Origin of the sequence: Pantanalinema rosaneae CENA516 (genome assembly GCF_050753385.1) — a bacterium.
Lineage (GTDB): Bacteria > Cyanobacteriota > Cyanobacteriia > Leptolyngbyales > Leptolyngbyaceae > Pantanalinema > Pantanalinema rosaneae.
In genome coordinates this window covers 1-15,393 of record NZ_JBLZFZ010000040.1, presented here as the reverse complement: position 1 = coordinate 15,393, position 15,393 = coordinate 1, and the positions used below count along the sequence as shown (strand labels likewise).

The following is a 15,393-nucleotide window of genomic DNA, read 5'->3' as shown; positions in this document are numbered from 1 at the left end:
TAAAGGTTAGCTACCTCCATTGTGAGTAATCATGCTCCAGCCGTTTCTCTACACGGAAGGGATTGAGGATTAACGGCAAACTGGTGCTTTCAGCTACAGTCCTAACGATCGCTCTTAGCGACAATGAGGATTTGACCCCCGATCGAACCCCTCTATCCCGTGTCTTCAGACATGAAACCCCGAATCATTGTTTGTGGCTTGAACTGCACAGGCTACAAAATCTTTTGTTTGCTGAAACAGCAAGGCGCGATCGTCACTGGCATCCATGCTCAAGCCATTCCGGGCGAAATCGAAGATATCATTGTGGGCGATTTGCGATCGGAAACCACATTACTAGCGGCGGGAATTCGGGATGCCCAAACCTTGATTCTGACCGATAACGAAGATGGGTTGAATTTGGCGGTATTAATGCAGGCAAGGGTGTTAAATCCCCGGATTCGGATTGTCAATTGCTTGTTTAATACCAACTTGGGCGATCGCCTGGATCGGACGCTGCCCGAACATATCACCATGAGTGTGGCGGCATTAGCGGCACCCATTTTTGCCTTTGCTGCCCTAGGGAATGCCGCGATCGGGCAGTTGCGACTATTCAACCAAACCTGGCCGATCCATGAAGAATGTATTGACGACAATCATCCCTGGCTGCATCGACCTCTGAGTGATTTGTGGGATGACCGCGATCGCATGTTGATCTACTACCTCCCTACAAATGGGCAGGTAAATCTGGTGTCAGCCGTCTTAAGTAATCAGGTCTTGCAGGTTGGCGATCGGTTAATTATTGGCACGAAGCCGAATGTTCGCCAAGCCCATCAGCGATCGTTGAGTCAACGCTTGTCAAAATTAGGCATGGGACTGCGCTACCTCCAGGCAAACAGTCAAGCCCTGATTGGTAGCACCATGCTGGTGTTATTAGTAATCTTGATTTCCACCCTGGTCTATGTGTCCTCGATTCTGAAGGCTTCTCCGATCGATGCCCTGTATTTCTCAGTCAGCATGATTACTGGGGCGGGAGATAGTTTGATTAATGTGGGTCAAACCTCGGACAGCTTAAAGTTGTTCACCATCTTTACCATGCTGGTTGGGGCAGCCATTATTGGCTTGTCCTATGCGCTGCTCAATGACTTTATTTTAGGAACCCGGTTCGATCACTTCTGGGAAGCGATTCGAGTGCCACAACAACATCACTTCGTGGTTTGTGGTTTAGGTGGGGTGGGTGTTCAGATTGTCAATCATTTAACCAGTTACGGGTATGACGTGGTTGTGATTGAGAAGGATCCGAATTGTCGCTTCCTCAGTACGGTGCGATCGCTCAAAGTGCCTGTGATTCAGGGAGATGCCAGTTTACCAGCGATTCTGAAAGCGGCTCATTTTGAACAATCCCAGGGGTTATTAGCGGTCACCAGCGATGATACGGCTAATCTAGAAATTGCCCTGAATGCCAAAAGTTTGAATCCCAAGTTACCTGTGATTGTGCGCTACCAGGATCCGGAGTTTGCCTGGATGGCACAACTGGTATTTGACTTTAAAGCGGTACTGAGTCCGGCTGAATTGGTGTCTCCAGCCTTTGCCGCCGCTGCTTTAGGGGGGCGAGTGTTGGGCAATGGTATGACAGCCGGGAGCCTCTGGGTCGCGTTAGCTACATTGATTACGCCCTCCCATCCGTTCTGTGGCAAGCGGGTACAGGAGATGGCGATCGGGGCTGATTTTGTGCCGTTATATCTGGAAACCCGGAGTCAAACGATCCACGGCTGGGATTTATTGCAGGTGTCTTTGAGTGCTGGAGATGTGTTGTATCTGACGATTCCCGCCAGTGAACTGGAACAACTCTGGCAACCTATAGCCACGGCTCGTTATGCCAAATCGGCTCAAAGTTTAGTGACTGATAATTTTGGCTAAGGGCAGGTTTTGGGATCAGGTTAGTGGTTCTGCTCAATCGATCGGCTAAACCGACCCCTTGATGATGGGTGATTAGATCCAATTACTTTAAAGAATGGGAATTAAATAACCTCTAAAAAGGTATCAGCTTCTTATGCCCTCATCCCCAACCCTTCTCCCACAGGAGAAGGGAGCCAAAAAGCAGATTCTCTTTCCTCAGTGAGAGGGCTAGGGTGAGGGCAAAAATTGCCGCTGAAAAAATCTACGCTTCTAAGAAGCCGTGGCGGTAGCGGGGTAGCAGACCTTCGTGCCCCCCAAACCACAGTAGCCATTGGGATTCTTGGCGAGGTATTGCTGATGATAGGTTTCAGCGTAGTAAAACTCCGGTGCATCCAGAATCTCAGTAGTAATCGAGCCGTAACCCGATTGACCGAGGGCTTGTTGGTAGGCATCCCGAGAGGCTTCTGCCTGTTGGCGCTGTGCCTCTGAGTAGACGTAGATGCCCGATCGATATTGGGTGCCCACATCATTACCCTGGCGCATGCCCTGAGTGGGATCATGGCTTTCCCAGAACACTTTCAGCAGTTGTTCGTAGCTGATGACGTTGGGATCGAATACCACCCGCACGACCTCATTATGTCCCGTCATGCCTGAACAAACTTCCTGGTAGGTGGGGTTCGGAGTTACTCCCGCCGCATAGCCCACAGCCGTTGTAAATACACCAGCCTGCTGCCAGAATTTCCGCTCGGCACCCCAGAAGCAACCTAAGCCAAACATCGCCATTTCTAGACCCGCCGGATAGGGTGGCTTTAAAGGATTGCCATTCACAAAGTGGCGATCGGTAACGGACATTGCCTCCGATCGTCCAGGTAACGCGGTTTCCGGGGTCGGTAGCGATAGCTTCTTGCCAAATCCAAATAAGACCATGAGTGTTGACCGTGAATTGCTGAATAGTTGTCTACCTACTTCACGTATTGTAGAGATTGGAGCAGGCTGAGTGCAGGGCGGTTATTTGTAAACATTACCATCTGGCATTCTGGCTCCGGTTAAGGTAACGGATTCCAAAATCGCGCCTGCCATTCTGGCTTTGAGCAAATTGGCTTTAGTCAAATTAGCCCCAGTTAAGTTAGCTCGCCGCAGGTTTGCCCCCTCCAGTATGGCTCCTTCCAGGTTTGCCCCGGTTAAATCTGCCCCCTGTAGATTTGCTCCATATAGATACGCCCCACTCAGGTTAGCGGCTTGGAGGTTTGCTCCCTGAAAGCTGACTAATGCCAGGTTTGCCTTCTGTAAGACACTGTTGGCTAAATTGGCCCGATCGAGATTAGAGCCTTGTAGTGCTGCCTCTGTGAGATTCGCTTCTGTCAGAATTGCGCCTTCCAGGTTGTAGCTGTACAGCGAAGCAGACGTAAGATCGCATTTGGGACATTCAAGGTTGTTAATTAACCGCTTGACCTGATCGGGATTGGCGGCTAGGACAGTCGTTAAGGGCAGGAGGGCGATCGTGGCAGCAACAAGGACAGCGGCAGGTTTCATAGTGAGTTGGACAGATATTTGTTCAAGAACGGTAGAATCCCTTCCAGCAACAGATCCGCATATTCTTCGTGTAAGCCCAATGAACCGGGCATCCGATAAACCTGCACTCCCGAGAAGTGAACTAAGACTTCCATTTCTGCCCGTGATTTGGCAGGAGTTTGTTCGCCAATTACGACAAGGGAAGGCACCGGCAAGGGTTGAAAGTAACTTAAAAAGTCCATGCGTCGATGGACGGGATCGAGTGCTCCAGTAACAAAGGCTGCGGCGGCAAATCTAGCGCCTCGTTGCCGGGTGGTGCGCCATTTCTGGGAAATTAAGTTCGCGGTGACATTGCGGGGATTGGCATAAACATGCCGTTGATACATGAACCGGAGAATGGGGGGCAGCGTGTTGAGGAAATACAAAAATTGTCCCAGAATCGGTAGTCTAACAAGTTTGCCTAAGACCTTGTAGAAGCTACGGTATTCTCCCATTGCGGTTGGGAGCGGTCCCCGCCAGGTGGGGGCAACCAGAATCACGTAAGCCCACAGGGAGGGTTGCTGACGGGCAAGTTCCATCACATAACCGGCAGCATGTCCTGCCGCGATCGCCACGACGGGACGACTAAACGCCGATCGGACAAAATCTCGCAGGAAGGCATGATATATAGCAGGTTGGTACTTAAAAGCGGCACGAGTGGATTGTCCGAAGCCGACCCAATCAACGGCGACAACTTGAAATTGCTCCGCCAGTCGAGTAGCTAATCCGCGCATTTCGCCTCGGGTGGAGACGCTGCTCAAGGCGGGTAGCAGCAAAACAGGTTGCCCTTCACCGAGAACTTCGTAGGTTACGGTGATCGATTTACCTTTCCAGACCCAACGGTATTCTTGGACTGAGCCACCAATGTCTAGACTGGATTTGGTTTCTAACACAGAAAACTGACTGGCAGACACACTACCAACACTGAATGAACGGTGTAACTAATCTACCATCTCTTAAATCCAGGGTTCGTCATCGTCGTCATCGGTTTCAGCCGGGGTCGTCTGGGGGACTGAAGGCATCGTCGGCATCGAAGGAGCGGTCACTACAGGATCGTCACCATACAGCCAGAGGTCATCATCGTCATCGAAGTCAGAGGCTGGCGGAGATGGATCTGCCGAGCCAGGATGGGGAAGGGAGGGAGTGGCGATCGTCGATTCAGTGTCAGGTGGCGTGACCGGATCATCGTCGATCCAGGGATCATCGTCATCCCAATCAAGCTCCATGGCTGGAGTCTCTGTTTTCACAGGCGGAGGACATTTGACCAGTTCCAGATCCTCGTTGATGCAGTAGTCATCGGTGAGGGGGGCTGTGGGAGGAGGTGCGGAGGGGGTTGCGATCGCGGGTGGTGGTGGGGATGGAGCAGTCGTTTGGGGATGGGGAGCGGGCACAGCGTCCTGTTCATCTTCGACATCGAACAGATCATCATCCAGATCCAGATCATCATCCAGATCCAGATCATCTCTAACCGAGTCAATTACCTCCCGCGCCTGGACGGTAAGGGTTTGTGTCCCTTCTTTGACCTGCTCACTCAAATCGTGCGTTCGCTCCTTCACCTGTTCAATCAAACCTTCTCCAGTTTCTCGGAGTTGCTCATTAAAAAGATGAGCGGTTTCCTTAGCTTGTTCCGCCAGGGATTGGGCGCGTTCCTTTGCCCGAGCCGTGAGGCTTTGAAACCGACCTTTGGCTTGCTCGGTGAAGCTTTGGGCTTTATGGGTCAACGATCGCAACTCTTGAGTTACCTGCGTATAGTCTTCCTTCAACTCATGGCTGACTTTATGCAGTTTTTCGGGAATGCCCTCGCGATAGGTGTCAAAGGATTGGATCGTAGTTTCGACGACTAATACACGTCTACGTCCGAAACTGAGAATCTTTTCCGGTGATAAACGATAAATGGTGCCGACGAGCCCCCCCCACTGATCTGCCACCATCAGGTAATCCGTGATCAGACCTGTCCGCAGATTAAACACACAGTCGATGACTTTGCCAACGCGATCGCCCGACCGACTCCAAACTTCACAACCAATCAGGGATTCTAACTGCCGCACTCGTTCGGCATCGGTATCTTCTGGTGGGGAGTGGGTTAGAATGCCGTTGCTGCCTAAGGTGTCTACCTGTGACAGCTTGAAAGCGGTCTTGCGATTGCCTAAAAAGCCAGATTTGCAGACAAAGCCCAAGACCCGATGTACCTGGGGATACATCCATAACACTTCAATGCGTCCCAGTTCTTCCATCGTGTTGCGATCGAGGACTAACTGGTTTAGTAGTTCACTATGCCGGACAACCTCGGGCTGCGTCGTCATAACTCCATAAGCATTGGTGTTGATGCTTACAGTGTATCTCAGGGCAAGGATGGGGAAGATGGGTAAGGGGCGAAGCGCGATCGCCCCTATAAGGAAGTTACAAGTTAGGTTGGCGAGATTGGGTGGTATTGGGTTGATTTTGGCGACGCTGCTGTCTTAGTCCCCGGCGTTGCTGCATATTAGCGCGACTGGTTTCTAATTTTTGGCGCAGTTCGGCAGGCAGTTGGCTGAACTCTTGATTCCGAATCGCTTGAATCTGTTGCTTTTGGGCATCTGTCAGGTTAAGAGCTTTGTAGCCTCCGCGCATTCCCTTCCAACTGCGTCCATTGTTAGGTTGTCCGGGTTGAGTTTGCTGGGCAGCTTGGAGCTGCTGTCTTTGGGCATCGGTCAATACTTCATTCATCACCCGATCGCGCATCCGTTGCATGGCTTGCTGCATCTGGGCTTTTTCTGCATCGCTCAGGTTGAGTTTGTTGGGTCTAGCACCAGGTTGCTGCTGGGTTGAAGGTGATTGTCCAATCACTGGAGCCATTGGCACAGCAGACACCAGCAGGGCGATCGCCGCAGGTAGCAGAAGGGCAGCTTTGATGTTCATAGAGTAAATGTGTTCGAGATAGTCTAATGGAACTGACTAACGGATTGGTTAGTTGTTGGTTTAGACTATGCCTGCCAATAAAAGGTTCACTCCGGTTCATCCCCTTATTCCGATTGGGGGCGACCCAGAGTGGTAATATATAACACCGCTTCATCGACCGGAATGCCTAGCACTTCGTTGACCTGATCATCAAAAAAGCCACCAATTCCACTCACTCCTAAACCCAAACGAATGGCGGCAAGGTTCAAGCGTTGTCCCAAATGTCCAGCATCGAGATGGAGATAGCGATAAACCCGATCGCCGTATTGATCGATCGCGGCTTTCAGATCCGCCGTGTGAAACAGAACCGCCGCCGCATCCCGTCCTAGTTCTTGTCCCAAACAGAGAAAATGCAGTTCTTTCCGAAAGCTCTTGAACCGGATTTGCCGTAATTCCTGGGTCTTGGGGGCGTAGTAGTAACAGCCTTCCTCTAACCCTGTCACGGAAGAAACGGCAATAAAGGTTTCTACCAAACTGAGGTCAAAGTAGTCCGGGGATGTATCTAAGCCCTGGTCGCTGTAGTGAGCGGGTTGGTAAGTAAAGTCCAGGAGGGCTTTGAGTTCCTCCAGGGTAATGGCAGCGCCACTATAGGCACGGGTAGAACGGCGTTTGAGAATGGTGTTTTCTAAGGCTTCCAGGCGATCGCCCCACTGAATTGGTGACATTTCGGTGGAAACTTTCAAGCAAAACGGAAAATTATATTTATCGGTGCGTTGACCATCCATCGCGCCCAGTTTCCAATTGACTTTAGCCGTGGGATCGATCGCTAACTTGGTAGCTGTGTGCAAATAGTCCAGCAGTTGCCCATCTGGAATATGGGGATAGGAAGTCTGGGTCGGAGCCGGAAAAATTGTTTTGGCTAAGGGCAGATTTTGTTTGACTTCCAGGAGATCGGCGAGGGGAATCACCGCGATCGCGCCCTCCTGCTCGGTGTCTAAATACAGGAGTTGATTGATCGCATCGTCCATAAAGCTGCCGATCAAATGTGGTCGATAATCGTTGACGGCACTCGCCAGTTCAATATTGCCCAGGAGATGCCCGGAGTCAAGAAAGATCCGGCGATAGGCTCGATCCTGATACCGCCATGCCGATCGCTGAAAGACACTTGTAACCACCAGTGCCATCTGGGTATTTTCCAGAACTGGATGCCAGAAACACGCCACCTGAAGTTTTGTCCAGATGTCGCTCTCCCAAAAATGAACCAGAGAATGACTCCGAGCTTGGTAGTTATATAGCCCAGCCGGGAGCATGGGGGTGCCCCGCGACACGAGATACAGTTCGGCAGGGTACAGTCCACCGGCTGAGGGAGCCGCTCGTAAATAGTGTGGCTCTCCGAGCATGGGAATCAGCCCAGTCAGCCCATAGCTACAGAAGAATAGCCGGGAGAGTCGCTGCCACCATGCCTCCGTCGCATCACCCGGTGGACTATCTGGGCTGTCAGGCAAATAGGCTTTCAGGTCAAAGGCAGTGCCAATTTTGTATTCCTTAAATGGCGTGGGTTGCTGTTCCCAGTCCAATGGTTTACTTTTCGTGTTAATGGTTCGAGGGTCATACTTAGTCCGCTCATGGTAGTGCTGGGCGATCGACGCAGTAGGCTCCGGCATAAACGGTAAGAGTTAACTAGCTCCGCTTCAATCTTGACACTCTCTGGGGCGAACGTGTTACGGCGACAGGTATAGGTTAGGGTGACTTAGGGCGATCCTGGCTAAATTTTTGTAGTTGCGATCGCCAAATTTTATACCCCTTTTGACTTAAATGCAGCCCATCGGTACTGAGATCATCCCGTAAATCCCCCCGAATATCTGTAAAGAATGAGTGTAAATCTAAAAATTCCACCTGTTCTTCTTTGGCGATCGCGGCTAATTCCCGATTTAACCAGCGGATATGACGATTAGGGACTTGAGGCAGGCGATCGACCCAGACGGGGAACGCAGTCGAATTTGTGGGGGAGGGGGGCAGCGATTTGGTGTAGCGTTGGGGAATCTGGTCACCCCCGTGGGGCAGGATGGACTGAACCACAATGCGGCTGCGAGGATGCGATCGCTTCAAGTGTCGAATAATTTCTACTTGATTTGCCAGCAATGTGGCATCTCGAACCCCCCGAATGATGTCATTGATGCCAATCATGACCAAAATTGTTTCCGGGTGAGTGTCGTCAAATAGCTCCAGCCGTTGTAGTAAGCCAGCCGAAGTCTCGCCAGAAATCCCCTGGTTTAACCAACTTACTCCCGTTGGTAGTAAATCGTGGGGAAACCATAAACTGAGGGAATCTCCGGCTAAAACGATTAGGCGTTGAGGAGGCTTTTCGGCAGCGCGACCGGCTTCCCGTTGCAGTTGCGCCAGCCATTGTTGATAGGTGAACTGGTGCCGAACGCCCGGGGTTGGGGAGGCTTGAGGTAAGCTATGTTCCGGGGTAGAAGCATTGACTTGAGAAGACGCGGTCAGGCTATGCTCCGGCTGGGGTGGCAAAACGGCAAGCGCCAACAAGCCGCCTGTGGTGGCTGAGAGAATTGCCCAACTGGAAAAGGTCGTGAAACGCTTAAACACTCATTCAATGCAATGCAGCTTGAATCTGATTGTAGTAGCAGCTTTTAGTTTTGAGCGGCTGTTTAAGAAAAGTCAGTATGTTCTGTATTCTAAGTGGTCAGCAGAAAATCATTTAGGGTTGAATACGAATGCTTGATGGTTGGTCGCCTCCAGATTAAATGGCGCTAGAGCTAAAAAGCAAAAACTTCAGAGCAGAGAGCGACTCTACCCTGAAGTTGTGGAACGTAATCAATCAATCGAACCTAAATATCCGAGAGTTGATCTGGCTTGAGCGATCGCTAGATTGAGCGATCGCTTAATAGTGAGAGCTACCGACTCCAGAGGAACTGCTAGAGATGCTGGAGGAGTGCATGATGCTGTTCGCTTCTTTGACAAATCCGGCATAGGCTTCCATGCCATGTTCGCCGATGTCGAGACCCATCATTTCTTCCTCTTCCGAGACACGGATCCCCAGGGTGGCTTTCAGAATTACCCAGAAGACGGCTGTTGCGACAACGGTTGCTACACCTACAGCCACAATGCCAACAATCTGATACCAGAGTTGGTCGAAGCCGCCATTCAGTAGCAATCCAGCTTTTGGACCGCCACCTTCACCATAAAGAGCCCCTGGTGCGGTGCTGGGACCCACGGCAAACAATCCTAGCGCTAACGTCCCCCAAGCCCCATTCACTAAGTGAACAGAAATTGCCCCCACGGGGTCATCAATTTTCATCCGATCGAAGAAAGCAACGGCATAGACGACGAGGACACCGCCGATCGCACCAATCACTGCCGAGGCTGGAATCGAGACGAAGGCGCAAGGAGCCGTAATCGCGACTAAACCTGCCAGAATGCCGTTGATCACCATTGACAGATCCGGTTTGCCCAGGGCTAACCAGGCAGTAATGGTAGCGGCAACACCACCAAACGCGGCGGCAGTGTTAGTAGTCAGTGCCACATGGGCAATCAGCGAACCATCACCAATTCCCATCGTGGAGCCAGGATTGAAGCCAAACCAGCCTAACCACAGGATCAAGCAACCCAGGGTGGCAATACTCATATTGTGACCAGGCAGAGCATTCGGGCTGCCATCGGAGTTGTACTTACCTAAACGGGGACCGAGGAAGATAGCACCAGTTAATGCACCCCAACCGCCCACGGAGTGAACAACGGTAGAGCCGGCAAAGTCAAAGAAGCCTAAGTCAGCCAACCAACCGCCACCCCAAATCCAGTGACCTGTGATGGGGTATGCAATCCCGACTAACAACAAGCTAAAGATCAGAAAGTCCACGAACTTAATCCGTTCAGCCACGGCTCCAGACACGATCGTGGCAGCAGTTCCGGCAAACACCAATTGGAAGAAGAACTTGGCGGCTAGGGGCACACCTGTCCAGTTGAGTGCACCAAAGATTCCCTGGTAGGCATCTCCAGTGGCGGGGCTATTATCGGCACCCGTTAAGAAGAAGCCACCCCCCAGACCAATCAGATTATCTAGTAGGGTATCGCTACCGTTACTACTGAACATTAATCCAAAACCGATCACCCAAAACGCGATCGTCGATAGCGCAAAGACAATCAGGTTTTTGGCAAGCACGTTGACGGCATTCTTCTGCCGACAGAAGCCAGTTTCTAACATGCCGAATCCAGCGTTCATAAAGAACACCAGCATCCCGGCTACCATGACCCACATGGTGTCTAAACCAACTTTCAGACCTTCTGTGGTAGCGGCGACACTTTCTAGTGTTGGTGCATCTTGAGCTGAGGCAGCATATCCCCAAACACCGACAATCAGCAGTGCTAAAGGAATACTGGCTTGCCAGCTAGGGGTGAGCTTTTTGGCATACCAGCTAGGAGTAAGCCATTTGCTGCCTAGGACAAGGGATGAAGGCTGCCGTTTTCGTTTTGACTGCTGTTTAAGCATCGGGTTCGACATCATGTTCGACATTCCTCGGCGAATGTAATGTATCGATTTACTTGAAAAACTCCATAAACCGAGTCAGGTAGCCTAAGCTGCAATCTAGCGCCAAGTCAACCTCCGTTGTTCAAGGGTTGAGTCTGTCACCGAAAGGGCTGGATGCCTCGAAAATCTCAGGCAAGTACCGACTGTGTAGCAATCTTGAAATAGGAATGCTGTCAGGAGAATCAATATCAGATTCCAGCAATTCTGAGGAGTTAGATTCTGTATCCGTGATTACAAAAACTTTCGGGCTCGGGCGGGGTTGTCCGTGAAAAGACGGTGAGAGAGGTGAAAAATATTACGTCTAATTTCTTAGATGTTTAATAAGGACTTTTGGGAAGAAATAAATTTATGTTACGAGGACTGAGTTTTCTGTGATAATTTGTTACGAACTGGTGAGTATTGCAGAAAACCTGACAAACCTCTGGGATTGGAGTAGATCTAGTTAGGACATTTTTGTGGCAGATGCGAGTTGTCATGCTCATGGTACGTAAGCGGCGGTTTCATTCTGGCTCGATCGCAAATCATCGGCTGTGGTATTCCAAGGAATGGTTATCTGGTCATCTCGCGATGGCATTGGGACTAGCGGTGGTTTTAGGTGGGACGATCGCGCGATCGGCTCAGGCTCAGGACTTCAATCCCCTGACTCCGGCAACGGGTACGCCAGCGTCGCTACCGCTCAATCCCGACTGTTTGCCGATGGCTTCGCCCCCAACCGCAGGGTTAAGCCAGTTAGTCAGTGATGTCAGCCAAACAGTGGGTCTGGTTGAGCAACCAGAAATGGGCATGGGACGACTGGTGGGGCAACTAGCTCCGCAACTGGTCGCGTATTTGACTCCCGCACCCTTTCCCAAGATTCACGCCCAGGCTCGGTTAGCCAAAGTGCCAGTGATGATGTATCACGACATTCTGCCGGAAAAGCAGGTGTTTTTTGATGTCACTCCCGCCGAGTTTGAACAGCACTTACAACTGATTCAGCAACGGGGGCTAACGCCGATTACGATGGATCAATTGGTCAGCCATTTGCAGACTGGCTTACCACTACCCGAAAAGCCGATTCTGTTGACGTTTGATGATGGTTATGCCGGACATTATCAATATGTTTATCCGCTACTAAAGAAATACAATTATCCCGCCGTCTTTTCGATCTACACGGCTAAGGTCGGGAAACAAATGGGGCGCTCTAGCCTGACCTGGGAGCAATTGCGGCAAATGGCGCAGGATCCGTTAGTGACGATCGCGTCCCATAGTGTCAGCCACCGGGTCATGCCAGACTTGACCGATGATGAAATCCGTGTCGAAGTGACGGAATCCAAGCGGATTCTAGAGACGGAATTGGGGACTCCGATTCATTACTTTACTTATCCCGAAGGCAAATACGATGAACGGGTGTTAACGGCGGTACAGGAAGCAGGATATTTTTCGGCGTTAACGATGGATGATGCCGATGAACGCCTAGCCGGACAATCCGATAGTTTGCTGGCGATCGGGCGGATTGGGCAGTCGCGGACGGCGGAAATGGTAGAGATTGCCTGGGGAGGGGATCCACAACCATCCTGGAGTATGGGATTTGACTTTAGCAGTCCGATTCGGCGCACTGAAACGGTGATTGATGATACGCCTTTCATTTTCATTGCCGGGGGTAAGCCGATTACGATTCATGCGGATAGTCGCTATCAGGTACCCGAAATTCTGGCACGATCGCAGACAGGGGCGATCGCGGCGGTCGATGGGGGCTTTTTCTCGCTGGAGTTTCTCGACTCGAATGAAATGTTGGGGCCTGTATTAAGTCAGGCTCATGGACAGTTTATTCCCGGTCGCAAAGGGGAAATTCCGCTGATTAACAACCGTCCTTTAGTGTTGCTGAGTCAGAAAGAAGTGCGGTTTGTGCCCTTCAATAACTTACAGCACAATACGTTAGAAGGAATTCAGGCAGAGATGCCCGACGTAACCGATGCCTTTGTAGCCGCTGCCTGGTTAGTCAAAGGGGGGCAACCTCAGCCTGCCAGTAGTTTTGGGAAGTTATTTGATTTTGATGCCGAACGCCACCGGGCTTTTTGGGGCATTAATCAAGCCGGACAACCAAAAATCGGAGTTTCTGTGGAACCGATCGGCTCAGTCAATTTAGGGATTGCGCTGGCTAAGGCAGGCTTCCGAGATGCGGTGATGCTCGATTCCGGTGCCAGTACCTCGCTGGCATATAAAGGGGAATCGTTAGTGGGGTATGAACCCCGTCCTGTTCCCCATGTGGTTGCCCTGGTACCTACTGCTCCAGATCCCAGTACCACCTGTGCGATCGTGTCATCCCGTTAGCAGGATCGTGCCGTTACAACAGGCTGAGAGCAACCTGGAGCAGTCCGCCTACCACAGATAAAAAGCCTTCAGCAAACCCGATCCCCCGTTTTTTGCGGGGTGGGTCGGTCAGTTGCTTGTGGGCTTCCTCGGCAACCTTAGCGGCCTCCAGGTTCCCTTGCTGTTTGAATAAATCCTTGGCTTGCTGAAAATCGCCGATCGCCCCAGCCTGATCACTATTTTGATATCTGGCCACTGCCCGACCGAGATAGGCATAGGCGGAGTCAGGTTTGCGGATTAGAGCCTGACTATAGTTCTCGATCGCGTCGCCAAAATTGCGCTGTTCAGTATCCTGCAATCCCCACCGGTAAAAGTCGGCAGCACTAACTAAGGTGCTAGGTAAGCCGATCGTCCGTCGGAGTAGTGTGTTCGTCAGGACGGCATCCTGGAGGTTTGCCCCAACGACATAGGCGGTGCGGAGATCGGCAGAGTTGAAATTAGCGCCATCCAGTCTGGCTCCACTGAGATTGGCACCATACAAGGCAGCGCCGGTCAGGTTGGCTCCCCGCAAATCTGCCCCAGTGAGATTGGCTTGACTCAAATTGGCTCCGATCAGATTGGCTCCGCTCAGGTTAGCGCCACTCAAATTAGCAAACACCAAACCTGCGTTGCTGAGGTCACACTGGGGACATTGCCGTGTGGCTAAAAGCTGTTGGGTGTGCGCCAGATTTTCTGCCTGAGCCGCAGAACTAAAACTTAAAATGGTGACAAGGGCTGTACCAATGGCGGCAATTGACTGGTTATTTATTGAAGGATTAATGTTCATAGGCGTAATTTGGGCACTTTAATCAGGGTGCAATCGGGTGACACTATTCAACCCCAAGTTGGCGATCGCAGCACAAGAACTTTATCTTGATTCAATCCTCATGCCACGTAAGCAAAAGTTTCCTCACCTGCTGAGTTCTAAATGGACGGCACACCAAAAAATTGATGGGTGGCGGCATTTTCAAGTGGTGAATCGCAAAAATCAAGGTCAGTGGGTGTTTGCCGAACTGGTTGCCGCCTGTGATCCGACGGTGCGCTTTTGGATCAATGCCAAACTTTTGAAGGACAAACACCTGTGGCAGGCGGGATGGCGATCGCTTCAGGAAGTGGAGTCTCCTGCCCTGGAACTGGATGAATTGTCCCTGCCCGAAACTCAGCGATCGGCAATGTCCAGATTCGATCGCTAAAATCTCTAATCAACCCCCACCTTTGCAAGGGACACGGCATAGTAGAAGGTGAAGAATTGCCATTGGTTGAATCATCGCCCGTTGCTCTCATTATTGCCTGCCTATGTTTAATGCTACCGAAATCCTGATTGATGATTTTGTCCAACAATTACGGGCAGGATATCGCCGCACCTATGGCAATTTGAAAGCGGATTACGCGGATATCATTGCCTGGGCGGGTGGCATGGCGTTAGAAAATATTGCCAACAGTGATGCCCTCTATCACGATGTTGAACACACAATCCTGGTGACGTTAGTGGGACAGGAGGTGCTGCGGGGAAAACACATTCGGGAGGGGGGAGTTTCCCCGGAGGACTGGCTGTATTTCATGATTTCCTTAGCCTGTCATGATATTGGCTATGTGCGCGGGGTTTGTCGTCAGGATCGGGACAATCTCTGTGCCACCGGAATTGACGGTGCCATGATTACCCTACCCTCTGGTTGTACAGATGCTATCCTTACGCCCTATCACGTCGATCGCGGCAAGTTATTTATCGAAGAACGCTTTGGGGGTCACAAACTTTTGGATACTGAAATTATTAAACGTAATATTGAATTGACCCGGTTTCCGATCCCGGCGGCTGAGGATCATCAGGATACGGTGAACTATCCCGGTTTAGTGCGAGCCTCGGACTTAATTGGTCAACTGAGCGACCCCCGTTACCTGAAGAAAATTACGGCTCTGTTTTATGAATTTGAGGAAACCGGAGTTAACAAGGTTTTGAACTATAAAACTCCCGGTGACTTACGCCGGAACTATGCCCAATTTTATTGGAAAAGTGTTTATCCCTATATCAAACCCGCTCTCGGGTATCTTTCCCTGACGCAGCAAGGACAGCAGATTACGGCTAGCCTGTATGCCAATGTGTTTATGGTGGAGCATGAGGGGGCGTAGGGAGAGATAGGGGAGATAGGGAGATAGGGGAGATAGGGGAGATAGGGGAGATAGGGGAGATAGGGGAGATCTGTCTCTTATACACATCT

13 protein-coding genes are annotated in these 15,393 nt (G+C 51.0%); 4 read left to right on the top strand and 9 right to left on the bottom strand.

Annotation, left to right across the window (positions count from 1 at the left end):
• Positions 1-171 precede the first annotated feature (171 nt).
• Entirely contained in the window at positions 172-1,896 is a 1,725-nt protein-coding gene (locus tag ACN4EK_RS21035) for an NAD-binding protein (RefSeq protein WP_431660160.1), read from the top strand.
• 249 nt (positions 1,897-2,145) lie between these two features.
• Here ACN4EK_RS21035 and msrA read toward each other — a convergent pair whose 3' ends face one another.
• The 8 genes from msrA to ACN4EK_RS20995 form a co-directional block, all read right to left on the bottom strand.
• Positions 2,146-2,802: a peptide-methionine (S)-S-oxide reductase MsrA gene (msrA, locus tag ACN4EK_RS21030; RefSeq protein WP_431660159.1), complete on the bottom strand. Its 657-nt coding sequence runs from the start codon at positions 2,800-2,802 to the stop codon at positions 2,146-2,148.
• A gap of 81 nt (positions 2,803-2,883) precedes the next feature.
• Complete coding sequence (locus tag ACN4EK_RS21025) at positions 2,884-3,408, bottom strand: pentapeptide repeat-containing protein (RefSeq protein WP_431660158.1); 525 nt, start codon at positions 3,406-3,408, stop codon at positions 2,884-2,886.
• Positions 3,405-4,340: an alpha/beta fold hydrolase gene (locus tag ACN4EK_RS21020; RefSeq protein ID WP_431660157.1), complete on the bottom strand. Its 936-nt coding sequence runs from the start codon at positions 4,338-4,340 to the stop codon at positions 3,405-3,407. The genes ACN4EK_RS21025 and ACN4EK_RS21020 overlap by 4 nt, the downstream gene beginning before the upstream one ends.
• A 42-nt stretch (positions 4,341-4,382) precedes the next feature.
• Entirely contained in the window at positions 4,383-5,729 is a 1,347-nt protein-coding gene (locus tag ACN4EK_RS21015) for a PRC-barrel domain-containing protein (protein ID WP_431660156.1), read from the bottom strand.
• 97 nt (positions 5,730-5,826) lie between these two features.
• Entirely contained in the window at positions 5,827-6,324 is a 498-nt protein-coding gene (locus ACN4EK_RS21010; RefSeq protein ID WP_431660155.1) for a hypothetical protein, read from the bottom strand.
• A 104-nt stretch (positions 6,325-6,428) separates the two neighbouring features.
• Positions 6,429-7,967, bottom strand: a complete 1,539-nt coding sequence (locus tag ACN4EK_RS21005; protein WP_431660153.1) for a SagB/ThcOx family dehydrogenase — start codon at positions 7,965-7,967, stop codon at positions 6,429-6,431.
• Between the two features lie 76 nt (positions 7,968-8,043).
• A complete protein-coding gene (locus ACN4EK_RS21000; RefSeq protein ID WP_431660152.1) occupies positions 8,044-8,910 on the bottom strand; it encodes an SGNH/GDSL hydrolase family protein in 867 nt (288 codons plus the stop codon).
• Between the two features lie 295 nt (positions 8,911-9,205).
• A complete protein-coding gene (locus tag ACN4EK_RS20995) occupies positions 9,206-10,825 on the bottom strand; it encodes an ammonium transporter (protein ID WP_431660151.1) in 1,620 nt (539 codons plus the stop codon).
• 498 nt (positions 10,826-11,323) lie between these two features.
• On the opposite strand from ACN4EK_RS20995, the gene ACN4EK_RS20990 reads away from it, so the two are divergent.
• Positions 11,324-13,159, top strand: a complete 1,836-nt coding sequence (locus tag ACN4EK_RS20990; RefSeq protein WP_431660150.1) for a polysaccharide deacetylase family protein — start codon at positions 11,324-11,326, stop codon at positions 13,157-13,159.
• A gap of 13 nt (positions 13,160-13,172) precedes the next feature.
• On the opposite strand, the gene ACN4EK_RS20985 is transcribed toward ACN4EK_RS20990, so the two are convergent.
• The gene (locus tag ACN4EK_RS20985) at positions 13,173-13,964 is read right to left on the bottom strand and encodes a pentapeptide repeat-containing protein (protein ID WP_431660148.1); all 792 of its coding nucleotides are present in this window, start codon (positions 13,962-13,964) and stop codon (positions 13,173-13,175) included.
• 100 nt (positions 13,965-14,064) lie between these two features.
• Here ACN4EK_RS20985 and ACN4EK_RS20980 point away from each other — a divergent pair, with 100 nt between their 5' ends.
• Complete coding sequence (locus tag ACN4EK_RS20980) at positions 14,065-14,370, top strand: TIGR02450 family Trp-rich protein (protein WP_431660147.1); 306 nt, start codon at positions 14,065-14,067, stop codon at positions 14,368-14,370.
• 103 nt (positions 14,371-14,473) lie between these two features.
• Entirely contained in the window at positions 14,474-15,304 is an 831-nt protein-coding gene (locus tag ACN4EK_RS20975; protein ID WP_431660146.1) for an Npun_R2479 family HD domain-containing metalloprotein, read from the top strand.
• The last annotated feature ends 89 nt before the right edge of the window (positions 15,305-15,393 follow it).

Bases quoted from the DNA above. Each gene is read 5' to 3' on its own strand.
- ACN4EK_RS21035 (WP_431660160.1), top strand. From the start codon at position 172: ATGAAACCCCGAATCATTGTTTGTGGCTTGAACTGCACAGGCTACAAA.
- ACN4EK_RS21025 (WP_431660158.1), bottom strand. From the start codon at position 3,408: ATGAAACCTGCCGCTGTCCTTGTTGCTGCCACGATCGCCCTCCTGCCC.
- ACN4EK_RS20980 (WP_431660147.1), top strand. From the start codon at position 14,065: ATGCCACGTAAGCAAAAGTTTCCTCACCTGCTGAGTTCTAAATGGACG.
- msrA (WP_431660159.1), bottom strand. From the start codon at position 2,802: ATGGTCTTATTTGGATTTGGCAAGAAGCTATCGCTACCGACCCCGGAA.
- ACN4EK_RS21010 (WP_431660155.1), bottom strand. From the start codon at position 6,324: ATGAACATCAAAGCTGCCCTTCTGCTACCTGCGGCGATCGCCCTGCTG.
- ACN4EK_RS20995 (WP_431660151.1), bottom strand. From the start codon at position 10,825: ATGATGTCGAACCCGATGCTTAAACAGCAGTCAAAACGAAAACGGCAG.
- ACN4EK_RS20975 (WP_431660146.1), top strand. From the start codon at position 14,474: ATGTTTAATGCTACCGAAATCCTGATTGATGATTTTGTCCAACAATTA.
- ACN4EK_RS20985 (WP_431660148.1), bottom strand. From the start codon at position 13,964: ATGAACATTAATCCTTCAATAAATAACCAGTCAATTGCCGCCATTGGT.
- ACN4EK_RS21015 (WP_431660156.1), bottom strand. From the start codon at position 5,729: ATGACGACGCAGCCCGAGGTTGTCCGGCATAGTGAACTACTAAACCAG.
- ACN4EK_RS21005 (WP_431660153.1), bottom strand. From the start codon at position 7,967: ATGCCGGAGCCTACTGCGTCGATCGCCCAGCACTACCATGAGCGGACT.
- ACN4EK_RS20990 (WP_431660150.1), top strand. From the start codon at position 11,324: ATGCTCATGGTACGTAAGCGGCGGTTTCATTCTGGCTCGATCGCAAAT.